Origin of the sequence: Occultella kanbiaonis (assembly GCF_009708215.1) — a bacterium.
Taxonomy (GTDB): Bacteria; Actinomycetota; Actinomycetes; order Actinomycetales; family Beutenbergiaceae; genus Occultella; species Occultella kanbiaonis.
Window position 1 is genome coordinate 4,702,452 of sequence record NZ_CP046175.1, and the last position, 23,633, is coordinate 4,726,084.

General features: G+C 71.9%; 19 protein-coding genes and 1 tRNA gene. 10 read left to right on the forward strand and 10 right to left on the reverse strand.

Features of this window, described 5'->3' with window-relative positions; translation table 11 throughout:
- Positions 1 to 7: 7 nt before the first annotated feature.
- From GKS42_RS21600 to tmk, 4 genes are all read right to left on the reverse strand, one after another.
- Positions 8 to 83 (reverse strand) — tRNA-Thr (locus GKS42_RS21600).
- 88 nt (positions 84 to 171) lie between these two features.
- The gene (locus tag GKS42_RS21605) at positions 172 to 1,683 is read right to left on the reverse strand and encodes an alpha/beta hydrolase (RefSeq protein WP_154795701.1); all 1,512 of its coding nucleotides are present in this window, start codon (positions 1,681 to 1,683) and stop codon (positions 172 to 174) included.
- Positions 1,684 to 1,875: 192 nt separating this feature from the next.
- The gene (locus tag GKS42_RS21610; protein WP_154795702.1) at positions 1,876 to 3,012 is read right to left on the reverse strand and encodes a DNA polymerase III subunit delta'; all 1,137 of its coding nucleotides are present in this window, start codon (positions 3,010 to 3,012) and stop codon (positions 1,876 to 1,878) included.
- Positions 3,009 to 3,644 (reverse strand): dTMP kinase, encoded by a 636-nt coding sequence (tmk, locus tag GKS42_RS21615; protein ID WP_232847785.1) that lies wholly within the window; start codon positions 3,642 to 3,644, stop codon positions 3,009 to 3,011. The genes GKS42_RS21610 and tmk overlap by 4 nt, the downstream gene beginning before the upstream one ends.
- 108 nt (positions 3,645 to 3,752) lie before the next feature.
- On the opposite strand from tmk, the gene GKS42_RS21620 reads away from it, so the two are divergent.
- Positions 3,753 to 4,940, forward strand: a complete 1,188-nt coding sequence (locus GKS42_RS21620) for a glycosyltransferase (protein ID WP_354002722.1) — start codon at positions 3,753 to 3,755, stop codon at positions 4,938 to 4,940.
- A 22-nt stretch (positions 4,941 to 4,962) separates the two neighbouring features.
- On the opposite strand, the gene GKS42_RS21625 is transcribed toward GKS42_RS21620, so the two are convergent.
- The 3 genes from GKS42_RS21625 to topA all read right to left on the reverse strand — a co-directional run bounded on the left by GKS42_RS21625 (position 4,963) and on the right by topA (position 9,841).
- Positions 4,963 to 6,021: an N-acetylglucosamine kinase gene (locus tag GKS42_RS21625; protein WP_154795705.1), complete on the reverse strand. Its 1,059-nt coding sequence runs from the start codon at positions 6,019 to 6,021 to the stop codon at positions 4,963 to 4,965.
- A complete protein-coding gene (locus tag GKS42_RS21630; RefSeq protein WP_154795706.1) occupies positions 6,014 to 7,030 on the reverse strand; it encodes a Gfo/Idh/MocA family protein in 1,017 nt (338 codons plus the stop codon). Before GKS42_RS21630 ends, GKS42_RS21625 begins: the two co-directional genes overlap by 8 nt.
- Before the next feature lie 102 nt (positions 7,031 to 7,132).
- The gene (gene topA, locus GKS42_RS21635) at positions 7,133 to 9,841 is read right to left on the reverse strand and encodes a type I DNA topoisomerase (protein WP_154795707.1); all 2,709 of its coding nucleotides are present in this window, start codon (positions 9,839 to 9,841) and stop codon (positions 7,133 to 7,135) included.
- Positions 9,842 to 10,228: 387 nt separating this feature from the next.
- Here topA and GKS42_RS21640 point away from each other — a divergent pair, with 387 nt between their 5' ends.
- From GKS42_RS21640 to GKS42_RS21665, 6 genes are read left to right on the forward strand one after another with little or no spacing between them, the layout of a single operon-like run.
- Positions 10,229 to 11,248, forward strand: a complete 1,020-nt coding sequence (locus GKS42_RS21640) for an AAA family ATPase (protein ID WP_154795708.1) — start codon at positions 10,229 to 10,231, stop codon at positions 11,246 to 11,248.
- A 10-nt stretch (positions 11,249 to 11,258) separates the two neighbouring features.
- A complete protein-coding gene (locus GKS42_RS21645; RefSeq protein WP_154795709.1) occupies positions 11,259 to 12,146 on the forward strand; it encodes a DUF58 domain-containing protein in 888 nt (295 codons plus the stop codon).
- The gene (locus tag GKS42_RS21650; protein ID WP_154795710.1) at positions 12,139 to 12,633 is read left to right on the forward strand and encodes a hypothetical protein; all 495 of its coding nucleotides are present in this window, start codon (positions 12,139 to 12,141) and stop codon (positions 12,631 to 12,633) included. The genes GKS42_RS21645 and GKS42_RS21650 overlap by 8 nt, the downstream gene beginning before the upstream one ends.
- The gene (locus GKS42_RS21655) at positions 12,630 to 13,607 is read left to right on the forward strand and encodes a vWA domain-containing protein (RefSeq protein ID WP_154795711.1); all 978 of its coding nucleotides are present in this window, start codon (positions 12,630 to 12,632) and stop codon (positions 13,605 to 13,607) included. Before GKS42_RS21650 ends, GKS42_RS21655 begins: the two co-directional genes overlap by 4 nt.
- On the forward strand, positions 13,604 to 14,758 hold the full coding sequence (locus tag GKS42_RS21660) for a vWA domain-containing protein (protein ID WP_154795712.1): 1,155 nt from the start codon (positions 13,604 to 13,606) through the stop codon (positions 14,756 to 14,758). Before GKS42_RS21655 ends, GKS42_RS21660 begins: the two co-directional genes overlap by 4 nt.
- Positions 14,755 to 15,606: a hypothetical protein gene (locus GKS42_RS21665; protein WP_154795713.1), complete on the forward strand. Its 852-nt coding sequence runs from the start codon at positions 14,755 to 14,757 to the stop codon at positions 15,604 to 15,606. Before GKS42_RS21660 ends, GKS42_RS21665 begins: the two co-directional genes overlap by 4 nt.
- Here GKS42_RS21665 and GKS42_RS21670 read toward each other — a convergent pair.
- Entirely contained in the window at positions 15,570 to 16,472 is a 903-nt protein-coding gene (locus GKS42_RS21670; protein ID WP_154795714.1) for a phosphatase PAP2 family protein, read from the reverse strand. The genes GKS42_RS21665 and GKS42_RS21670 overlap by 37 nt on opposite strands.
- 183 nt (positions 16,473 to 16,655) lie before the next feature.
- A complete protein-coding gene (locus GKS42_RS21675; RefSeq protein ID WP_232847786.1) occupies positions 16,656 to 18,194 on the reverse strand; it encodes a DUF7059 domain-containing protein in 1,539 nt (512 codons plus the stop codon).
- Between the two features lie 288 nt (positions 18,195 to 18,482).
- Between GKS42_RS21675 and GKS42_RS21680 the strand changes: the two genes are divergently transcribed.
- Both GKS42_RS21680 and GKS42_RS21685 read left to right on the forward strand, forming a co-directional pair.
- The gene (locus tag GKS42_RS21680) at positions 18,483 to 20,792 is read left to right on the forward strand and encodes an HNH endonuclease signature motif containing protein (RefSeq protein ID WP_154795715.1); all 2,310 of its coding nucleotides are present in this window, start codon (positions 18,483 to 18,485) and stop codon (positions 20,790 to 20,792) included.
- A gap of 145 nt (positions 20,793 to 20,937) precedes the next feature.
- The gene (locus tag GKS42_RS21685; RefSeq protein ID WP_154795716.1) at positions 20,938 to 22,341 is read left to right on the forward strand and encodes an MFS transporter; all 1,404 of its coding nucleotides are present in this window, start codon (positions 20,938 to 20,940) and stop codon (positions 22,339 to 22,341) included.
- Between the two features lie 65 nt (positions 22,342 to 22,406).
- Here GKS42_RS21685 and GKS42_RS21690 read toward each other — a convergent pair whose 3' ends face one another.
- On the reverse strand, positions 22,407 to 23,195 hold the full coding sequence (locus tag GKS42_RS21690; protein WP_154795717.1) for an SDR family NAD(P)-dependent oxidoreductase: 789 nt from the start codon (positions 23,193 to 23,195) through the stop codon (positions 22,407 to 22,409).
- A 58-nt stretch (positions 23,196 to 23,253) separates the two neighbouring features.
- Here GKS42_RS21690 and GKS42_RS21695 point away from each other — a divergent pair, with 58 nt between their 5' ends.
- On the forward strand, positions 23,254 to 23,616 hold the full coding sequence (locus GKS42_RS21695) for a cupin domain-containing protein (protein WP_154795718.1): 363 nt from the start codon (positions 23,254 to 23,256) through the stop codon (positions 23,614 to 23,616).
- Positions 23,617 to 23,633 lie beyond the last annotated feature (17 nt).

Sequence of the window (23,633 nt, forward strand, 5' to 3'; positions counted from 1 at the left end):
GTTGTCGTGGAGCCGCCTCAGGGAATCGAACCCTGGACCTTCTCATTACGAGTGAGACGCTCTGCCGACTGAGCTAAGGCGGCGGATGCCCCGCAGGTGGAGCCGCGGGGCGCGCCCACTGTACCCGCCGCCGTCGGCGTTCGCCAAAACGATGGCGGTGTGATCCGGGCCTCAGCAGGACAGTCCGTCCTCCGGGACCGTGCCCTCCACCAGGAACGCATCCACGGCGTCGTCGATGCAGCTGCCCGCCCCGTAGGCGGTGTGGCCGTCGCCGTCATAGGACAGGAACACGCCCGAGGAGAGCTGCTCGGCCATCGACTCGGCCCACTCGTACGGGGTGGCCGGATCGCGGGTGGTGCCGATCACCAGGATCGGTGCGGCGCCCTCCGCCGTGAGCGGCTCGCGGACCGCCGAGGACTGCACCGGCATGGTGGCGCAGCCGACCTCGCCGTAGCCGTTGTACGGGCCGAACAGGCGGGAGATCTCGGTGAGCTCGTCGACCTCGGCGCGCATCGCGTCCAGGTCGAGCTCGACCGGGTAGTCGAGGCAGTCGATCGCCCGGAACGCACCCTGGTCTTCGGGGTAGTTGCCGTCCTCGTCGCGGTCGAGGGCGTAGTCGGAGAGGAACCGGATCTCGGACCCGTCACCGGCTTGCAGCGCGGCGATCGCGCTGGTGAGCGAGGGCCACGACCCCGGGTTGTAGAGCGCCACGATGATCGAGTTGAGCAGGTCTGCGTCGTTGACGGGCCGGTCGGGGTCGCCGCTCGCGACCGGGGTGTCCGCGAGCTGGTCGAGCAGGGCGATGGTCTGGTCGATGCCGGCCTCCACCCCATCGGTCAGCGGGCAGTCGGTGCCGGCCTGGCAGTCCTCGAGGTAGGACCGGTAGGCCAGGTCGAATCCGCCGGTCTGGCCACGGATGATCTCGCCGTAGCTGAGCGCGGGGTCGACCGCACCGTCGAGCACGAGGCGGCCGACGTTCTCCGGGAACATGTCGGCGTAGTGGGCGCCGAGGAACGTGCCGTAGGAGAAGCCGAGGTAGGTCAGCTGACTCTCCCCCATGACCGCCCGCAGGATGTCCAGGTCCCGGGTGGCGCTGACGGTGTCCACGTGCCCGATCAGCGGGCCGGTGTTCTCCGCGCAGGCCTCGCCGTAGGCGGTGTTGCCGTCGACGTAGGCCTGGAAGCCCTCATCGGTGTCGACGTCGAACTCCGTGCCGTACCACTGCTCAAGCTGCTCCGAGTCGTAGCAGCGCACCGCCGACGACTGCCCCACCCCACGCGGGTCGAAGCCGACCACGTCGTAGTTGCGCAGGATGTCGGTGCCGAAGTAGGCGGACGCGGACTCGGCCATCTCGACCCCGGAGCCGCCCGGCCCGCCCGGGTTGACGAACAGCGATCCGATCGGCTCCCCGACGGCCTCGAACACCTTCACCGCGATGGTGATGCGTTCCCCGCCCGGGTCCTCGTAGTCCAGGGGCATCTCGACGTCCGCGCACCGGTAGTTCGGGTCGCACTCGCTCCACTCGGGCTGCTGGGAGTAGAACTCCTCGAGTCCCTCGGGCACCGCGCCCCCGCCCACGGCCGGCGGCTGCACGAGCGGCGCCGGCGCGGCGCACCCCGCGAGCAGGGCGATGCCGGCGAACACGGCAGCGACGACGGACGAGCGGCGGGATGGGATGTGCACGAGGGCAGCCTATATAAGCAAACTGACGGCCCGGCGCCGGGTCGAGGGCAGAAGTGCCCGACGGCGGAGGTTCCGCGGGCAGGGACGTCGCGTTCGCGATCGGTTCAGCGTCGGTGTGTCGCGGTCCGTCCGGTGCGCCTGCCGATCAGGCGGGCTGGTCCGTACGGCCCGACGATCGGTCCGCTCCAGGCTTCAGTTCTGTGGTCGCAGCGCGACCGTCATCGCCTCGATCGCGAGCAGCGGCGCGGCGCCGGCCGCGATCCGGGTGCGCGCCACCCCGACGGACTGCATCCGCTGCAGCGACTGCTCGGGTGCGGACCCGGCTGCCATCTCCCGCACGGCCGATTCGGCGGCGCGGTTCATCAGCACCTGGTCGCTGTCGAGCTGGACCACGAGGACGTCGCGGTAGAACGAGAGCAGGTCCACCATCGCCCGGTCGAGGACGTCGATGAGTGCCCGGCGGGCCCGGCGCTTCTGCTCCTCCTCCAGCTGGCGCACCTGCGCGCGCAGCGCGGGCGGGATCGTGCCCCCCTCCTCGGCGCCAAGGTTGCGGAGCAGTTCGGCCTTCTCGACCGCGTCCCGCTCGGCGGTCGCGACCTTGCTCTCCTCGGTTGCCTCGTCCACGAGGGTGCCGGCGGCGAGGATCGCGTCCCCGACGCCGCGGATCGTCGCCGGGATGGCCAGCACCTTCGCCCGGTACTCGCGGGCCTTCGGGTTCGCGGCGAGCCGACGTGCCATCCCGATGTGACTCTGCGCGGCGAGGGCGCACTCCATCGCCAGATCCGCTTCCACGCCGTCGGAACGCACCAGCAGATCCGCCACGGCCTGGGCCGGCGGCACCCGCAGGTTCACCAGGCGGCACCGGGACCGGATCGTGACCAGCACGTCCTGCGGGCTCGGCGCGCAGAGGATCCAGACCGTCCGCGGCGGCGGCTCCTCGATGGCCTTGAGCAGCACGTTCGAGGTCCGCTCGACCATCCGATCCGCGTCCTCCACGATGATCACGCGCCATCGGCCCTGCGACGGCGAGCGCTGCGCGAGGCCGATCAGGTTCCGCGCCTCGTCGATGCTGATGACCACCTTCTCGGTGGCCAGCACGGTGACGTCCGCGTGGGTGCCGGCCAGCGCCGTCTGGGTCTCGTGCGAGGTGCCGTCGACGTCGGCGGGGTCCTGCAACGCGGCGGCGAACGCGCGGGCGGCCACGGACCGGCCGGAGCCGGGCGGGCCGGTGATCAACCAGGCATGCGTCATCGCCTCCGGGCGGCGCACGGCCTCGCTGAGCACGGCGATTGCCTCCGGCTGGCCGACCAGGGCATCCCAGACGCTCACGGCCGCTCCCCCGCAACAACACCGGCGAGCAGCGCATCGACCCGCACCCGGATCGCCGCGGCGAGGTCCTCGCGCGGCCGCGCGGCATCGAGGACCAGCCAGCGGGCCGGATCGGCGGCAGCCCGGTCGAGGAACGCCTGCCGGGTGCGGACGTGGAAGTCGGAGCCGGCTCGTTCGAGCCGGTCCGGGGCGTCGCTGAGCCGCCCGGTCAGCAGGACCGGGTCGAGGTCGAGCAGCACCGTCAGGTCCGGCAGGAGCGACTGGGTGGCCCACAGCGAGATCTGCTCCACCTCCTCGGCAGGCAGGACCCGGCCGCCGGCCTGGTAGGCCACGGAGGAGTCGAGGTACCGGTCGGTGAGCACGGCGGCCCCGCGCGCCAGCGCCGGGCGGACCAGGGACGCGACGTGGTGGGCCCGGTCCGCGGCGAACAGCAGTGCCTCGGTGCGCGGATCCAGGTCCGACCCGTGCAGCAGCAGGTCCCGCAGCGTTCGCCCGAGCTCGGTGCCGCCGGGTTCGCGGGTACGCACCACCTCTCGGACACCGCCGGCCGCCAGCGAGTCGGCGAGCAGGCCCAATTGCGTCGACTTGCCGGCGCCGTCGCCGCCCTCGAAGGAGATGAAGAGTCCGGTCACGTCCTGCAGCCTAACGACGCCCACCGACGGAGCGGACCACGTGCCCCTGCCGACCGCCTGCGCTGCCATTCGCCGGACGTCACAGGCCACCGGATGCGACGATTCGGCATGCGCGTGTTGTGCTCCACGACCGCTGGCGATGGCCACTTCGGTCCCCTCGCGCATGTGGCTCGCACCTGCGTCGATGCCGGGCACGACGTACTCGTGGCCGCGCCGGCATCCTACGCCGGAGCGGTCGCCCGGGCCGGCCTGGCGCACGCCCCGTTCGCGGACGTGCCGCCGGAACTGATCGGCCCCGTGATGGCGACCCTGCCCATGCTGGGCTTCGATGAGGCCAACGAAACCGTGACGCGGGAGATCTTCGGCCGCCTCGACGCCCAGCATGCCCTGCCCGGCGTGCGCCGCACGGTCGAGGCGTGGCAGCCGGACGTGATCCTGCGCGAGCCGATGGAGTTGGGATCGCTCGCTGCCGCTGAGGCGAGCAGCATCCCGCACGTCGAGGTCTCGATCGGGCTCACCTCGACGATGATCTGGGCGATCGGCCAGATCGCCCGGCCGTTGGCCGAGCTGGACGCACTGGTCGGCCTCCCCGAGGGTCGACTCCTGGCAGCCATGCGGTCCGCGCCCGCCTTCTCCGCCGTTCCTGCGATCCTCGACGACTCAGAAGCCATCCTTGGCGAGGCCGGCCTGAACCGCCCCGTCACCCGGTACCGAGCCGACACGACGCACGCCGGACGCCTGCCTGCGGCATGGGGCGAGCCGGCGGATCCCCTGGTCTATGTGACGTTCGGGACCGTCGCGGCCGGTCTGGACCACCTCTCCGGACTCCACGAGGCGGCCCTGGCCGCCTTGGCCGATCAACCCGTCCGGGTGCTGATGACCACGGGTCTCGCCGCGGGTGCGCTCGTCCCGCCGCCCTGGCCCAGGAATGCCCGGGTCGAGACGTACTGGCCACAGGACGACGTGATGCCGTTCGCGGCGGCCGTGGTGGGACACGGCGGATTCGGCACGACCATGTCGGCGCTGGCCGCGGGCGTTCCGCAGGTGCTCATGCCGTTGTTCGCGATCGACCAGCGCATGAACGCCGATCGGGTCGCAGCGATGGGCGCCGGAATCCGGGTCGAGGATGCCCCTGCGGGCGCCGACCAGTTGGCGCAGGCAGTGACGTCGGTGTTGGCCGGTGACCGGTACGGGGCGCGCGCGCAGGTACTGGCAGCCGAGATCGCGGCACTGCCCGAGGCCGCCGCACTCGTGCCGGAGATCGAGCGGATCGCCGACGCGCGGACGAGTGCGTAGTCGTCGACCCACCTCTCGACCCCTACTGCGTGACGGCCCTCACCATCGCGGCGAGGTCGGCCGGCCCTCCCACCGGCCAGCCCGCCTCGGCGGCAGCGAGCCGGAGCGCCCCCACCACGGGCATCTCGGCGGTCCGCAGCGGTGCCGCCGGGAACCCGGTGGCCAACGCGGCGCGGACCCCGTCCCGGACCGGGCCGTCGGTCGTGAGCAGCGAGCCGGCGAGCACGATCTCCGCGGGAATGGGGTCCGCGACCACCTGCGCGGTGCCGGCCAGTGCGGCGACAGCGTCCGCGATGATCACGCCGGCCACCTCGTCCCCGGCTGTGGCCAGGCTCGCCACCAGCGGCGCCACGGCGCCGTACTGGGCGGGTGCCATCGAGTGCACGGCGACGACGAGTGCCTGGCGTGCCTCGACACTGTCGGGGACACCGGCCCAGTCCAGGACGGCGGCGGTGAGCGCGGTGCCCGGGCCACGCCCGTCCAGCTGCGCGGCCGCGGCGCGCAGCCCCGCCAGCCCGATCCACACGGCGGACCCGCCGTCGCCGAGGATCCAGCCCATGCCGTCACATCTGGTGGTGACCTCGAGCCCGGCCCAGCTGTCACGGGCGGGCCCGATGGCGCCCCGGACACGGTCCGGGACCCCGACCCGGCACGCGACGGCGCCGGTCCCGCTGAGCAGCAGCATCCCGTCCGGGGCCTCGGCGGCGGCCGCGTAGGCGATCGTGAGGTCGCCGCGGACCTGGGGCCGGCCGGGCAGGCCGACGTCCGCCCAGGCGGCGGCGGTCACGTCGAGCACCTCTCGGACCGGCTCGCCGGTGCCGGCGCCGGCCATGCCGAAGAACCCGGACGCCTCGAAGACGCCGCCCAGCCCCGGCTCCCTGGCCCGGGCGTCCTCGAGCGCCGCCGCGAGGGTCTGCGCCAGGTTCGCCCGCACCGATCCCGGCGAGCTGCGGATGTTGCCGCCGGGCCCGGTCGCGAAGCTCAGTACGGGGCCGCCGGCGAGCCCGACGGCGACCTTGCTGGAGGTGCCGCCGATGTCCGCGCCGACGAGCACGTGCAGGGGCGCACCGGCGTCACTCACCGGGGAAGACCACCCCGAGCTGGCGCCGCGCCTCGTCCATGGTGGCCATCACCGCGATGGTCCCCTCCGGGTCGTGCCGCGGCGAGAACGTCTCGCCTGCGTGCACCCGGCGGGCCACCTCGGCGGCCTGGTAGGCGAACCCGGCACTCACCTCGGGCGTGAAGCTGCGGGCCTCACCGTGCCGCGGGCGCACCGTGACGGTCGTGGGCGCGTAGAACGTCCCGGCGAGCTCGATCCGCCCCTCGGTGCCGTTGATGGTCGCGGCGTTCGCGGTCGCCGAGCGCATCGTCGCGTGCAGCAGCGCCACCGCCCCGGAGGCCGTCCGCAGCGTGATGGCCTCCGTGTCGTCCACGCCGGTCGAGGTCAGGGTCCCGACGGCGGTGACCTGTTCTGGGGGACCAAGGATGTCGTGGGCGAACGAGATCGGGTAGACGGTCAGGTCGAGCATCGAACCGCCCGCCAGCGCGGGGTTGCGCATCCGGTGCTCGTCGCCGAGGGTGCGCATGTCCTGCCCGTGCTCGGCGCTCACGCTGACCACCCCGCCGATCTCGCCGGCATCGAGCACCCCGTGCACGGCGATCATGTGCGGCAGGAACCGGGTCCACATCGCCTCCATGGCGAACAGGCCGCGGTCGGCGGCGGCCGCGAACAGGGTCCGGGCCTCGCCCGCGTCCCGGGTGATCGACTTCTCCACCAGAACGTGCTTGCCGGCCGCCAGCGCGAGCAGGGCGTGCTCGAGGTGCTCCGAGTGCGGGGAGGCGATGTAGACCGCCTCGACCTGCGCATCGGTGACGAGCTCCGCATAGCTGCCGTACGCCGTCGGGATCCCGTACTCGTCCGCGAACGCACGGGCACGCCCGGCGTCCCGCGAGCCGACCGCGACCACCGACGACGCGGTGTTCGCGGGGATCTCCGCGGCGAACTTCCGGGCGATGCCCCCGGGGGCGAGGATGCCCCAGCGCAGGGCGGGGGCGGCAGCGGGGTCTGGGCCGAGATCGAGGGTGCTCACGCAGACACCTTAGGGTGCCGCGGCCGCGCCCGGCAGCGGGGCTGAACACGACTGCCCGACGGCGAGGGCCCGGTCGGTTCCGGGACCTCGCCGGTGGCGGGACTACTTCTTGGCCGTCGCCTTCTTCGCGGCCGGCTTCTTCGCGGCGGGCTTGCGGGCGGCGGTGGCCCGGGCAGGCTTCTTGGCCGGACCCTTCGCACGCTTCTCGGCGATCAGCTCGTAGGCGCGCTCGGCGGTCAGGCTCTCGACCGGGTCGTCCTTGCGCAGTGTCGCGTTCGTGGTGCCGTCGGTGACGTACGCGCCGAACCGGCCGTCCTTGACCACCACGGGCTTGCCCGAGACCGGGTCCTCACCGAACTCCTTGAGCGGCGGCGCCGAGGTGGCCCCGCGACCGCGCTTGGGCTGGGCGTAGATCTCGAGCGCCTGCTCGAGGGTGACGTCGAAGATCTGGTCCTCGGACGCGAGCGAGCGGGAGTCGGTGCCCTTCTTCAGGTACGGCCCGTACCGGCCGTTCTGGGCGGTGATCTCGTCCCCGGACTCCGGGTCCTTGCCGACCACCCGGGGCAGCGACAACAGCTTCAGCGCGGAGTCCAGGTCCACCGTGTTCAGGTCCATGTCCTTGAACAGCGAGGATGTGCGCGGCTTCGGCTTGACGGCCTTCTTCGCGCCCTTCTTCGGCGCCTCGGCCTCGTCCGGCTCGGGCAGGATCTCGGTCACGTACGGTCCGTACCGGCCGGACCGGGCCACGATCTGGTGGCCTGTCTCGGGGTCGGCGCCGAGCTCGCGGTCTCCGTCGCCGCCCGCCTCGAAGAGTTCCTTCGCCTTGGCGAGGGTGAGCTCGTCCGGGGCGATGTCCTCCGGGACGCTCGCGCGGCGGGCCTCACCGCCCTCCTCCAGCGGAGGTGCCTCGATGTAGGGGCCGTACCGACCGACCCGCAGCACGATGTCCTCACCGATGCCGATCGAGTTGATCTCCCGGGCGTCGATCTCGCCGAGGTCCTCGACCTGGTCCTTCAGGCCCTCGACGCCGTCGCGCCCGAAGTAGAAGCCGGCCAGCCAGTCCACCCGGTCCGCCTCGCCAGCGGCGATCCGGTCCAGGTCGGACTCCATGGCTGCGGTGAAGTCGTAGTCGACCAGCCGCGGGAAGTGCTCCTCGAGCAGGCGCACCACGGAGAACGCGAGCCAGCTCGGCACCAGGGCCTGGCCCCGGCGCAGCACGTAGCCGCGGTCCGTGATGACGCCGATGGTGGCCGCGTAGGTCGAGGGGCGGCCGATCCCCCGCTCCTCCAGGGCCTTGACCAGGCTCGCCTCGGTGTACCGCGGCGGCGGGGACGTCTCGTGACCGTCGGCCACCAGCTCCTCGGTGGCCACACCGTCGCCGACCTGCAGGTCCGGCAGCCGCGCGTCCTTGGCCTCGCGCTCCTCGTAGCGCTCGACGTCGCGGCCCTCCTCGTACGCGGCGAGGAAGCCGCGGAACGTGATGACCGTGCCGGACGCCGCGAACTCGGCGTCGCGCCCGTCGGACGCCGTCGTGCCCAGCCGGATGGACGCCGTCGACCCCTTGGCGTCCGCCATCTGCGAGGCGACGGTGCGCTTCCAGATCAGCTCGTAGAGGCGGAACTGGTCGCCGGAGAGCTCCCGGGAGATCTGCGCCGGAGTGCGGAAGGAGTCCCCGGCGGGGCGGATCGCCTCGTGGGCCTCCTGCGCACCCTTGGACGTGCTGGCGTACACGCGGGGCTTGGCCGGGATGTAGTCGGCACCGTACAGCTCGGTGGCCTGCTTGCGGGCGGCCGTGATGGCCTGACCCGACAGCGCCGAGGAGTCCGTACGCATGTAGGTGATGTACCCGTTCTCGTACAGGGTCTGCGCGGTGCGCATCGCCTGCCGGGAGTTCATCCGGAGCTTGCGGGACGCCTCCTGCTGCAGCGTGGAGGTCGTGAACGGGGCGGCCGGCCGGCGGGTGTAGGGCTTCTCCTCGACGGAGCGCACCTGGACCTGGCAGCCCTCGAGTGCGGTGACCAGGCCGCGCGCGTCGGCCTCGGTGAGCTGGACGGCGGCGCGGGTGCGAAGCACCCCGTCGTCACCGAAGTCCTTCCCGGTGGCCACGCGGGCGCCGTCGACGGCCACCAGGCGGGCCCCGAACGAGGTGCCGGCGGTCTGCCCGCGGCCACCGGTGAACGTGCCCTTGATGTCCCAGTACTCCGCGCTGCGGAACGCCATCCGCTCGCGCTCACGCTCCACGACCAGGCGGGTGGCGACGGACTGCACCCGGCCCGCGCTCAGGCCTTGACGGACCTTGCGCCACAGCACCGGGGAGACCTCGTAGCCGTACAGCCGGTCCAGCAGGCGGCGGGTCTCCTGGGCGTCGACGAGGCGGGTGTCCAGGTCCCGGGTGTTCTCCAGGGCCCGCTGGATGGCCTCCCGGGTGATCTCGTGGAACACCATCCGCTTGACCGGGACCTTGGGCTCGAGCACCTCGAGCAGGTGCCACGCGATGGCCTCGCCCTCGCGGTCCTCATCGGTGGCGAGGTAGAGCTCGTCGGCGCCCTTGAGGAGCTTCTTGAGCTCGGCGACCTTCTTCTTCTTGTCCGCGTCCACGACGTAGTAGGGGTCGAACCCGTTGTCCACGTCGATCGCGAACTTCTTGTAGGGCCCCTTCTTCATCTCGGCGGGCAGCTCGGAGGGCTGCGCCAGGTCCCGGATGTGTCCCACGCTGGCCTCGACGTCGAAGTCGGAGCCCAGGTAGCCGGCGATGGTGCGAGCCTTCGCCGGGGACTCGACGATGACCAGCCTGCGATGGGGTGTGGTCACGCGGACCTTCCTTCTCGGTTCGCGCCGACCGGACACGGTGGCGCGTTTAGGGGGACACTGCGGCTCGACGGTACATCGTCTTTCGGCGGATCGCCGCGGATCCTGCCCCGGAACCGGCTCTGTCGGGCCCGCTGGGGGCCGTTGCGCGCCGGCCGGATCGTCACATCACGCACCCGAGCCACCGGCGCCGCTCACCCTGGGGCGAGCGTGGTACCGCCGCTGGGACGAGGGTACCTCTCCCCAGGCCCCTGACCCGATCCGACCCACAAACGCGGCTAGTGTCGGTGCCACGGGATCGGACTCCGGGTCGCCCACGCGACCGTGTTCCGGCCGGGTCGCCACGATCCGGTCCCACCCTCCACCGCCTCTCGCACCCACCGGAGCACCATGTCCCAGCAAGCCCCTGCGCCCGCAGCCGCCCGCCGACTCGAGCCGTCCGACGTCGCGCGCGCCCAGGCGATCGTCGAGCGCATCGGGACCTCGTTCCGGAGCCGGGTGGTCGGCCAGGGCAACCTCCAGCTGAGCCTGGTGGTGGCACTGATGACCGGTGGGCACGTGCTCCTGGAGTCGGTGCCAGGCCTGGCCAAGACGACCGCGGCGGCGACGCTCGCGGACGCTGTACAGGGCTCGTTCACCCGGATCCAGTGCACCCCGGACCTGCTCCCGGCGGACATCGTCGGCACCCAGGTGTACGAGCCGGCCACCGGCGAGTTCAGCACCCAGCTCGGCCCGGTGCACGCGAACTTCGTGCTGCTCGACGAGATCAACCGGTCCTCGGCGAAGACGCAGTCCGCGATGCTCGAGGCGATGCAGGAGCGGCAGACCTCGATCGGCGGCGTGATCCATGAGCTCCCGAAGCCGTTCGTGGTGCTCGCCACCCAGAACCCGATCGAGCAGGAGGGCACCTACGAGCTGCCCGAGGCCCAGCTCGACCGGTTCCTGCTCAAGGAGATCCTCACCTACCCGAGCCACGCCGAGGAGATCGAGATCCTGGACCGGATCGAGCGCGAGGTGTTCGACCAGGACCTGCCGGCCGGGTCCCAGGTGAGCCTGGACGAGGTGCGCTACCTGCAGGGCGTGGTCAAGGGCGTCTACCTCGACCCGGCGATCAAGTCCTACATCGTGGCCCTCGTGCAGGCCACCAGGCCGCCGTCGCGGGCGCTCGGTGAGCGCCTCGGCCGGTACCTCACCTGCGGCGCGAGCCCGCGCGCGTCGATCACGTTCCAGCAGGTGGCCCGCGCCCTCGCGGTCGTGGCCGGGCGCACCTACGTGATCCCCGAGGACGTGCAGCGGCTGCGCCACCAGGTACTCCGGCACCGGATCATCCTGAACTTCGAGGCGGTCTCGGACCGGGTCACCACCGAGCAGGTGGTGGACGCGGTGTTCGCGGCCACCCCCACGCCGTAGCGGAGCCTCGATGTCCTCCCTGTTGGTCGAGGTCCGGACCAAGATGTCGATCCATGCCCACGAGAAGGTGCGTGGGCTGCTGGCCGGCGAGTACGCGTCCGTGCACAAGGGCCGCTCCATGGACTTCGACGACCTGCGCGAGTACCAGCGCGGCGACGACGTCAAGGACATCGACTGGAAGGCCACTGCCCGCAGCGGGCACGTGCTGCTGAAGCGGTACGTGGCGGTCAAGAAGCACAACGTGCTGCTCGTCGTGGACACCGGCCGGACCATGTCCGCCACCGCCGCGGGTGGCGGCAGCAAACGCGACGTGGCGGTGCTCGGCACCGGTGTGATGGGCCATGTTGCCACCCAGCACGGCGACCTGGTCGGACTGGCCTGCGGGGACGCCGACGGCGTCAGCTACCTGCCGCTGCGCGGTACCTCCGGGCACCTGGAGACCCTGCTCCAGCGCATCCACGGGCGGATCCGCACCGACGGCGCCGCCCAGGACCTGCTCGGTCTGCTGGACTCCGTCCGACGGACCATCACCCGGCGGATGATCGTCCTGATCGTCACCGACGAGGTGGACCTCGGCCCGGCCCACGAGGAGGTGCTGCGCCGGCTCCGGGTGCAGCACGAGGTCCTCTGGCTGACGATCTCGGACGCGGAACTGACCGACGACCGGTTCGCCGGGCGGGACCTGCTCGACGTCGACGCACTGCAGGGGCTGCCGGCTGCGCTGCGGGACGATCCGCAGTTGCGCCGCGAGCACGCCGCCGCCGTCGCGGCGGCCCGTGGCGGCCGGGACGCACTGCTGCGCCGGGTCGGGATCGCCGCGGAGCGGATCGGCTCCGACGCCGAGGTCATCCCCGCCGTGTTCCGGCTCCTCGAGAAGCAGCGCGCCGCCCGTGGCTGACGACCTCTACGGCCCGTGGCAGTACGGCGCCCTCTGGCCGGTGCTCGGCGCACTGCTCGTGGTGGCCGTGCTCGGCTGGTTCGGGTACCTGTTCTGGAGCACCCGGGCGGTGCCGGCGACGGCCCAGCCGACGCCCATGCACGGCCGCGGTCTCGCGGAACTGAAGCAGGCGCACCTGGCGCAGCTGCACGCCGTCGGGGTTGAACACGCCGCCGGCCGACTGCCCGAACGGGACGCCTACCAGCGCCTCAGCGCCATCGTGCGCACCTTCGCGTTCGCGGCGTCAGGGGTGCCCGCACACACGATGTCTCTGGCGGACCTGAAGCGGCACCACCCCGGGGTGCTTCCGGCCGCGATCGAGCAGCTGTACCCGGTCGAGTTCTCCGCCCCCGAGCCCGGCACGGACACGACCGACGGCCGCGGCAGCGCGGCCGACGTGCCGGGCGCGGTCGCCCTGGCCGCCGGCGTGGTGGGAGGGTGGCGATGACCGTCTCGATCCTGTGGGGCTGGCTGATCCCGGTGCTCCTGGTCGCGATCGCGGCCGGCGCGTGGTGGTGGTGGCGCCGCACGGCGGCCCGCACGTCCGCCGACGCCGTCCGGGTGGCCCACTCGGAGCGGCTCACCTCGTTGCCGCGCTACCGCGCGCTCGCTGCCCGACGGCGGCAGCTGCTGACGGCGATGACGGTCGCCGTCGCGGGGCTCGCCGTGGCCGGCACGGTGCTGCTGGCCCGCCCGATCGGGGCGTCGGCGACCGAGCCGGAACTGCACACCCGCGACATCATGCTCTGCCTGGACGTGTCCGGGTCGATGGACTCCTTCAACGAGGAGCTGCTGGCCACGTTCGCCGAGCTGGTGCCGCAGTTCGAGGGCGAGCGGATCGGCATGACGATCTGGGACAGCTCAGCCGTGACCGTGTTCCCGCTGACCACGGACTACGCCTACGTCACCGAGCAGCTGACGATGCTCTCGCAAGGCTTCGCGGAGAACGACTACGGCCAGCTCCAGGGCACCTACTACGGCGAGGGTGGCTCCTCGCTGATCGGGGACGGCCTGGTCTCCTGCGCGCTCCGGTTCGACGCGGTCGACACCGACCGGTCCCGCTCGATCATCATGGCCACGGACAACTACGTGTCCGGCAACCCGCTCGTGACGCTGCCGGAGGCGGCCCGGCTCGTGGCCGACCGCGACATCCGGTTGTACGCGCTGAACGTGACGTCCTGGGGTGAGAGCGACGAGAGCGTGGAGCTGGCCGAGGCCGCGGAACTGACCGGCGGGGCGAGCTACCTGATCGAGGAGCCGGAGGAGATCGCGGCGCTCGTGGACACGATCGCCGACTCCGAGGCGGCCGCGTTCACCGGCGCACCCCAGGTGCTGGAGTACGCGGCTCCCGGGGTGTTCCTGGCGCTCGGCGGGGCCGGCCTGGTCGCGTTGATGGGTCTCGCCTGGAAGGCCGGGCTATGACGCTCCTGCCGGTGGCCCCATGGTGGCTGATCGCCGTGTTCGCCGCGGTTACGGTCGGCTTCGCAGCCTGGGCCGGCCGGCAGGATCCGCGCCGGCGCCGGGCCTGGCTGCGCCGGGCCGGGATCGCCGCGCTGCTCGCCGTGATCGCGCTGCGGCCGGGCATCCCCGATCCGGACGCGCGCGCCGCCAACACGAACGTCGACGTGTTCTTCGTGGTGGACACCACGAGCTCGATCGTCGCCGAGGATCACGACGGCGGCCGGCCACGTCTGGAGGGGGTCGCCGAGGACGTGGTCGCGATCGCCGACGCCCTGCCGGGCGCCCGGTTCACGCTGCTCACGTTCGACCAGATCGGTCGGGTCGAGCTGCCGCTGACCGATGACACGACGGCGCTGCGCACGGCCGTCGAGGTGCTCCAGCCGGAGATCGCGTTCTACTCGGCAGGCAGCTCCCCGCTGACGGCGGTCGAGGTGATGGCCGAGCGGCTCACCGCCGCCCAGGAGCAGGAGCCCGACCGGACCCGGGTGGTGTTCCTGATGACCGACGGCGAGACCACCTCGAGCTCGCCGCCGGACGCCTCGTTCGCCTCGCTCGCGGACCTCGTCGACGACGGCGCGGTGCTCGGATACGGCACCGCGGAGGGTGGGCGGATGCTCGAGAACAGCGGCTACGAGACCGAGGCGCGGTACATCCAGGACAACAGCGAGTCCCCGAGCACGGACGCGATCTCCCGGATCGACGAGGCCGCGCTCACGGCGATCGCCGGCGAGCTGGACGTGGACTACGCACACCGGACCGCGCCGGGCGGCTTGGAGGACGTCGTCGACGTCGAGACCGGTGGCCTCGAGGCGACCGACGAGGAGCTCGCCGGGCGCGCCGACCTGGGCTGGCTGCTCGCCGTGCCGCTGCTCGCCCTGGTGCTCTGGGAGGGCGCACTGCTCGTCCCCGAACTGCTCGCGATCGGCCCGGCCCGGCGGCGCGGCGACGACGACGGGAAGCGCCGTCTGACGCGCGGCGATCGCAGCCGCAGCACGACCGGAGCCGGACGGGACCACCCCACCGCCGGGGACCGCAACGCGACGAACGGCGAGCCGGAGAACACGGCGACCCGCGGCGACCGGGACCGCACCACGAACGGAGCCCTCCGATGACGACCCCGACCGCTGCTCCGCCGTCGACCCCTCCGGGCCACGAGGGCGCCAAGCCCGGCGCCGGAACCCGGCCCGATGCCGGCTACGCCCACCCCGGCAGTACCGACACCGCCGCCGTCAACGACCGACGCAGGCTCCGCCGTCTCCGGCTCCTGCGCTGGTCCGTCGGACCGGCGGCCGTGGCCCTGCTGATCGCCGGCAAACTGCTCGGCACCCCGATCCTGAACGCCACCGCGGTGTCGGCGTACGAGGCGGGCATCGCGGACCCGATGGAGTACGAGCGCAGCCAGCGGCTATTCACGCTCGCCGGCTTCGCGAACCTGTTCGAGCGCGAGGTGTCGCCGTTCAACCAGGGCGACGTGCTGTTCCGGCTCGGGGACCTGCCCGGCGCCCAGGCCCAGTTCGAGCGGGCCCTCGGCCCGGCCGGCCCGGACCGCGCCTGTCAGGTGCGGGTGAATCTCGTGCTCAGCATCGAGGGCCAGGGCGACGCGCTCGGCGACGTCCCCGGCGCGCAGGCCCACTACGACGCGGCGCTGGCCGTGATCGACGAGGCCGAGTACTGCTTCTCCGAACAGGCCGGCAGCGAGGCGTCCGAGGCGGGCGATCGGCTGATGGACGCACAGGAGCGCATCGAGGAGAACTCGGACCCGGAGTCAGGCGAGGGGGACGACGGGGAGGAGGGCGAGGATGGCGAGGCCGAGGGCGAACCCGAGTCGGCGCCCGACCAGAGCACCCTTGAGCAGTTGGAGGAGCAGCAGGCCGGGGCCGCGCAGGAGCGCGCCGAGGGCGAGCAGAACCAGGAGTCGCGGGACTACGAGCCGGCGGAGTACGACGACGCCCGGTGGTGAGGGCGCATCGCGAGCATCGCGAGGGTCGCCACCGCTGACGCCGCGATCACCGAGGAGCAGGCGCCGACGTAGGCGATCACCTCGCCGGGACGCTCGTAGACCGGCACGTTGAGGGCCGTGAGCACACCGATCGAGGCGCCGAGCAGTCCCGTCGCGACGGCCACGACACTGAGCAGCGTGACCGCGTTCGCCCCCGGCGCACCGCGGTAGCCGCGAGGCAGCGAGCGGCGCCGCACGGAGCGGGCCGCCTCGATGATGAAGTACCAGAACGCGGCGACGGCGAACGCGGCGACCACGTCGGACGCGCGGTGCCATTCGATGGCCATCGTGGCCAGGCCGGTCGCGATCGCGTAGAGGGCACCGCCGATGGCGACGGGTCCGCGCCAGCGCTGAGGGGCGATCAGCAGCGCGGTCGCGGCGACCGACGCGGCCACCGTGGTGTGCCCCGAGGGGAGCGAGTTGGACAGGGCCAGGGTGGCGTCGAGGTCCGGCCGGGGCAGGATCGCCTTGAGGACCTGGGTGGTCACGTTCGCGCCGACCAGCAGGAGCACGGCGGCGCCGGCGATCGACCAGCGGCGCTGTGCCACCGCGATCACCACGGCGCCCACCACCGCCGCGGCGACGAACGGAACGGACACCACGTTGAGGATGGGCAGGATCGCCTGGGTGAGGGTGAGCGGGCCGGCGTCCGCACCGGACAGGGCGGCGTCGTCGATGAGCTGCCCGAGCCGGGTCGTGACGAAGAACCACGCCGTGGCCACCAGGACCGCCGCCGAGGCGAGGGCCGCGAGCAGCGGGGCGGTCAGCCCGCGCCTCCCGCGGGCGTCGAGAGGCGCCGGGGTCGGAGCCATGGTCACAGCAGTCATCCTCCACGGTAACCATGGCCGGCGGCCAGATACCGCGCCGACGTGCGCAGGGGTGGTGAGACTCGTGTGCAGATCTGTTGGTCCGCCGTCGACGGGGGTTGGGGCGCGGGCGCGGCAGCGGACCGCGTGAGCGGGGCGGCAGCGGACCGCGTGAGCGGGGCCGGGCGCGCAGTGCCGCCGCTCTCACTCGGGCAGCAGCAGGAGTCCGTCGAGGATCAGCCCGCGGACGTGCGGCAGGGCGTCCGCCAGGACGTCGGCGGGGCGGGTGTCGGTGAGCACCGCGACACCGGACGCGATCTGCCCGACCGTGAGTTCGCCGTCGCTCGCGCCGACCACCGCGGCCAGCGCGGTGCCCGCGCGCACGGTCCGCCCGAGACCGCCGCCCTGACGCAGCACGATCACCTGCGGATCCATCTGACCGGGCGTGTAGTGGCGCTCCTCCGTGACGTCCCCGGCCACGCGCAGACGTTGATCGGCGAGCACCTCGTCCCCGAGGTGCGCGAGGCGGTCCTTCGCGGCGAGGGTCGCGGCGATCGTGGGCCACAGGGTGGGCGCCAGGGTCCCGGTGATCTCCTCGAACCGGTGCCAGGGCAGGGCGGCGGGGCGCAGTGGCTTGTGCAGGGTGACGTACCCGAACCCGACGGCGTCCACTCCCCTGGCCTCGAAGTCGTCCAGCCAGGCGGTGTAGCCGCGCCGCCACGCGTCCGCGTCACGGTCCGGGGTGATGCCGCCGTCCCGCAGCCAGGTCTCGGCGTACTCGGCGGGGTCGGCGTACTCGCGCTGGATGACCCACCCGTCGAGGCCGCTCTCGGCCAGCCACTGCTGGACCCGGTCGAAGGCACCCTCTCCGCGGTGCACCTCCCAGTTGGCGAGGAACTGCGCCGTGCCGCCCGGCGCGAGCACCGCGTGAACGCCTGTGATCAGGTCACGGACGAGGTCGTCACCGCGGCGACCACCATCGCGGTAGGTATAGGTCTCCACGGCCTGGGCTGCGCCCCCGGTTGTGCGCGGGGTGATCACGAAGGGCGGGTTGGAGACCACGAGGTCGAACTGCTCCCCCGCCACGGGCTCGAGCATCGAGCCGTGGCGCAGGTCGACGGCGCAGTCGTTCAGGGCGGCATTGAACGCCGCGTAGGCGAGGGCAGCGGCGGAGATGTCCGTGCCGACCACCGACTGCGCGAAGCCGGCCAGGTTGAGGGCCTGGATCCCGCTCCCGGTGCCCAGGTCCAGGGCCCGCCCGACTGGGGTCCGCACCGTGAGTTCGGCCAGCGTTCGCGAGGCGCCGCCGAGGCCGAGGACGTGTTCGGCGCCGACGGCGGCGCCCGTGGTGGCCTCGCCGAGGTCGGCGGCGAGCCAGAGGCCGCCGCCGGAGGTGTCCACCGGGCGCAGGTCGATGCGGGCCGTGACCCGGTCGTCCGGAGCCGTGCCGGCGGCTGTCAGCAGGCCGAGTCCGGCGGCGCCCTCGACGCCGAGCTCCGGGAGCGCACGCGTCGCCTCGGCGACGGTGACGTCGTCGCCGAGGATGAAGAGCCGGACGAGGACGGCGGCCGGCTCGTCGCTGCTGCGGGCCACGCGGATCGCCGGGAGCACCTGCTCGCGCGCCATCGCCGCCGTCGCGACCTCGCCGAGCACGTCGGCGAGGGTGTCGACGTCGTAGTGACTGTGCAAGAGGTCGGATCGCAACCGGTCGATCTGCTGGGGCGAGCCGCCGATGCCTGTCACAGCGGCAATCGTAGAGGCGCGACGGGTGGGTGCCACGACGGTCGCCGTAGACCACCCCTACGACAGTGGAGATCCAGTCGGTCCGGGCCGTGTGGATGGAGGGTCATCGGGGTGTCTCGGCGGCTGGTTGTGGGTCGGTTGGATGGGCTGCTGTCCCTGTATCCACAACGGAAATCGGGGTCCTTGCGCTGTCGGTGGGACGTCCTAGAGTGGAGGTCAAGCAGTCAAACAGACGTACGAATGCCAGTCAGTGTCTCGGGCCATTCGACGACGGGGAGGTGAGCACACATGGACGACACCACCACGACCGGCACCGGCGGCCCCGGTTCGACCACCGGTGCTGTCCCGTCGGGTCCGGGTGTGGCGCTCGCGTCCCGGATGCATCTGTCTCTGGCGGACCTGATGGCGGGGTCGCTGGATGATCAGTTGATCGCGATCGAGGCCCTCACGCAGGGCATCGCGACCGCGGATCCGGTCACCGAGTCCGACCGGTATGGGTCCCGGTTCCTGGGCCACGCGGCGCTGCGGACGCACCTGATCACGCAGGCGTTGACCGGTGCCCAGCTGGACTGGATGGGCCTGGAGTCCGAGGCCGGGACCTGGGACACCAGCAAGGGATTGCGCACCTATCCGCATTACGTGGCCAAGACCTACGGCATCAGCGGTGCCAGCGCCCGCCGGATGTCGACCCTGGCCACCGGGCTACGCAACAGTCTGCCCGCGACCCGGACCTGGCTACGGACCGGAAAGATCGGCATCGACCAGGCCCAGATCCTGCTCAAGGCCACCACCACCCAAGCCGCCGTCGACGGCCTGCAATACCCCGCCACCCCCACCAACCCCAACACAGCCGAGGCGAGCACCGACGGCAGCACCAGCACCGACGGCAGCGATGGCACCGACGCGACCGCGGCCAGCGACCCCACCGAGGGCGCCGACGCCACCGAGTCCGTCGAGGCCACCGACGCCACGACAGGCAGCGCCGACGCCAGCGACGCCACCCCCGAAGCCGAGCCCGACGACGACGCGACCCCCGACCGTGCTGGGCGGGTGCAGACGGTGGAGGAGTTCCTACTCGCCAACGCCGCCACCCGCTCGCCGGAGGACCTGCGCAGGCTGGTCGATCACTTCGTCGCGATCGCCGACCCCGACGCCACCGACAAGGCCCACCACGCCGCCTCCGACCGCGAATACCTCAACATCGACCGCACCATGGACGGCTACCACCTCGCCGGATTCCTCACCCTCGAACACGGCCAATACGTACGCACCGCACTCGAAGCGATCATGGGCAAGCCCGCCGCCGGAGAGACCCGCACCTCCTCCCAACGCCGCGCCCAAGCCCTCAGCGACCTCGCCCACACCGCCCTGGACCACGGCAAAGTCGGCACCTCCGGATCCGTCCGACCCCACCTCGGCGTCCTCATCAACTACCCCGAATTCCTCGACATCATCACCACCACCGAAACCACCGAAGCCGCAACTGGAGCCGGAGCAGCCGGAACCGAAGACTCGGCAGCTGACGAGGGGCCCGACGCAGCCGAGGCAGCCAGCCCGACGGCGCCCCCGCAGCCGATCACCGAACCCCTACCCGGCCTGGACACCACCACCGACCCGACCGATGACCCGGCCGACCACAGCCCGCGCAGCAACGCCGGCCCGACCACAACGGACACGGCAGCCCGTCCGGCGAACGAGCCCGGCACGCCCGCGCAAGCACCCACTGTCGCGAACCCGGCCACTCCGGCAGGCGGGCCCGGCGCTTCCGCGCAAGCGCCCACCCCGACGAACCCGGCCACCCCGGTAGGCGAGCCCGGCGCTTCCGCGCAAGCACCGACCCCGGCGACCGGGCACGAACCCGAGGACTCCACACCTACGGCGAGCAACACGAGCCCTCCCGGGCAAGCACCCGCCCCCTCGCCCACGTCGGAGGCCACCGGTCTGCCCGACTGCCAATCGCGGGCCGTCGGAGCACTCGGCCAACCCACCAGCGGCACCGCCGTGCCCGGCACCAACAGCACCGCCCTGCCCGGCACCAACGGCACGGCCCTGCCCAGCATCGCCGTGCCCGGCATCGCCGTGCCCGGCATCGCCGTGCCCGGCATCGCCGTGCCCGGCATCGCCGTGCCCAGCATCGCCGTACCCGGTGGCGGGCGGGACTGGGCCGCGTTACTCGCCGCGGGACCAGCCACCTTCACCGACAACACCGGACCCGTCCCCCGCGACCTGCTCGACCGCATCATCGGCTGCTCCGGCGAGACCTACCGCATCATCTTCGGACCCGACAACGAAATCCTCAACCACGGCCGAGCCCACCGCCTCTACACCGCCGCCCAACGCCGCGCCATCATCGCCCGCGACCGCCACTGCGTCTACCACAACTGCACCGCCCCACCCGAACGCTGCGAAACCCACCACGGCACCAAACACTGGGCCGACGGCGGCAACACCGACCTCCACGACGCCGGCCTCGCCTGCTACTACCACCACCACTGGATCCACACCCACAACATCACCATGACCCGACACAACGGAAAATGGCACTTCTACCGACCCGACGGCACCGAAATCCACCCCACCAACCCGCCCTGGAACTGACGCGGTGCGTCAGGACCGCGTCAGAGGGATCCGTTGGCGCGGCTCGGGGGCAGCACAGCTGGATCCACGCGCCACCGCCACGCCCGAGGTGCGCCGTTCGTCCGTTGGACACCATCTGGATGCAGGTTGTCTCTACCTTGTCCCTATGGACGAGACGAACAAGGCGGTGTCGCCTGCGCCAGGTGCCTCGAGCATCGACAGCGATCCGAAGGCGCCGCCGAGCCGGATCCTGACCTGGCCGGTGACCGCCTGGGCGCTCTGGGACTGGGGCTCCGCAGCGTTCAACGCTGTGATCACCACGTTCGTCTTCACTGTCTACATCACCTCGGACGCGTTCGGCCCGGGTGCGGAGTCCACGCTCGGATGGGTCCTCGCCGGAGCGGGTGTGCTGATCGCACTGTTCGCTCCCATCACGGGCCAGAGCGCAGACCGGGCGGGTCGACGCACCCTGTGGCTGACGGTCAACACTCTGCTCGTCGTGATCGCCTCGGCCGGGTTGTTCTTCGTCCAGCCCGCGCCCGAGTACCTCTGGCTCGGCCTGCTCCTCCTCGCCGGCGGCAACATCGCGTTCGAGTTCGCCTCCGTCAACTACAACGCCATGCTCAACGAGATCTCGACGGCGAGTACCGTGGGCCGGGTGTCCGGGCTCGGCTGGGGACTGGGCTACATCGGCGGGATCGTGCTGCTGCTGATGGTCTACTTCGGCCTGATCAACCCCGACGTGGGCGTCTTCGGCATCACTGGCGAGAACGGCATGGACGTCCGCGTCACCATGCTCCTGTGTGCCGTCTGGACGCTGCTGTTCTCGATCCCGGTGATCCTGACGATCCGGGACAAGCCCAAGACCGGCGCCGCGCGAGCTCCCCGACCCGGTCTCATCGAGTCCTACCGCCTGCTCTTCCGCACGATCGCCGACCTTTGGCGTGCAGACAGGAACACCGTCTTCTTCCTGATCGCCTCGGCCGTGTTCCGCGACGGCTTGGCCGGCGTGTTCACGTTCGGCGGGGTGATCGCGGCCGGAGTGTTCGGGTTCAGCGCCGGGCAGGTGATCATCTTCGGTGTCGTGGCGAACGTCGTCGCCGGGGTCGCCACGATCGCGTTCGGCGCCCTGGACGACCTGCTCGGCCCGAAGCGCGTGATCCTGCTGTCGCTGACGTCCATGATCATCGCCGGCACCCTGATCTTCTTCTTCCACTCCGGCGGCACCAGGGTGTTCTGGATCCTCGGGTTGATCCTGTGCATCTTCGTCGGGCCGGCCCAGTCCGCCTCGCGCACGTTCCTGGCCAGACTCATCCCCGCGGGACGCGAGGGTGAGGTGTTCGGCCTCTATGCCACGACAGGGCGAGCGGTCAGTTTCATGGCGCCCGCCGCGTTCTCAACCGCGATCGTGGTGGGCGTCGCCGTGACCGGGCTGTCGAGGGATGAGGCTCAGTACTGGGGCATCCTCGGCATCATCCTGGTGCTGCTCGTCGGCCTGCTGCTGCTCATCCGGGTGCGCCCGCGCGAGCACCACGACACCGCCCTCGATCAGCCGCCGGTCACGAGCTGACGGCACCACCGCACCCGGGTGCGGTCCTGCGCGAGACCTGGAGTGTGGACGCGACGTCCCAGCGGTCAGACCCAGTCCGTGATCTCGAGACGGCGCCCGGCTTGCGGTCCCGCTGCCGCTCGGGCGCGCAGATCATCGACCGTGTCCAGGCCAGCCCTCAGGTAGCAGCCGGAGAGGTTGTCCAGTTCCCCCGCCGCGATGGCCGTCACGATCCCTGCCACGGCCTCGGGTGGGGTCCAGTCGGTCCGGTCCGCGTGCATCCGCATCCCGGTGGACATGTCGGTCGGGACCACACCCGGCGCCACCTCGAACGCCCGCAAGCCGCGCGAGAAGCCGGCCGCGTGCAACCCGCCACCGATGCGGAAGAGTGCCGTCTTGGCCGCGTTGTAGGAGCTCAACTCGGCGAAGTCGCGGGTGCCCGCCCCGGAGTTGAGGTCCACGACCCGCCCGCCGCCGCGACTCAGCATCCCCGGCACGACGGCCCGAGCCAGCAGGAACGGCCCGTACACGTCCGTGATGAGAACCTCTCGCCACTGGTCGGGATCCGCCTCCCAGAGCGGCACCTCGGCATCCACCAGGCCGGCGTTGTTGACCAGCAGGTCCACCCTCCCGAGGGCATACTCGGCCTCGGCGACGGCGGCATCGACGGCGACGCGATCGGTCACGTCCGCTGCCAGCACCACCGCACGACGACCACGGGACTCGACCTCCTCGGCCACGCCCGTCAGCCGGTCGACGTCCCGAGCGAGCAGCGCCACATCCAGCCCTGCGTCGGCCAAGCCGAGGGCAAGGTGGCGTCCGATGCCCCGGCTCGCGCCGGTGATCAGGGCGGTACGTGCGGCAGTTGGATCCATGCCCTCATCGTGCCATTGCCAACGCCTCGCCTGGCGCGGCGTTGGCAGACTATGGGCCATGACAGAAGACGCGGTGGACCTCAACGCGAAGTTCGATCTCTTCGCCGAGCCTTGGTCGCCCAAACTCGTCGCGCGCCTGAACGACTACGAGGTCAAGCTGGTCCGGATCAAGGGCGACTTCGTCTGGCACACCCACGATGAGACCGATGAGTTGTTCCTCGTGCTGGACGGGCTGCTCACCATCCAACTGCGGGACCGGGACGTCGTCCTCGGCCCCGGCCAGCTCTTCGTCGTGCCGCGAGGGGTCGAGCACTGCCCGCGCGCCGACGCGGAGGTCAAGGCACTGCTGCTGGAGCCCGCCGGGGTCGTCAACACCGGCAATGCCGGGGGCGACCTGACGTCCGTGGTCGAGCAGATCTGAGCCGTGACAGGCAGACC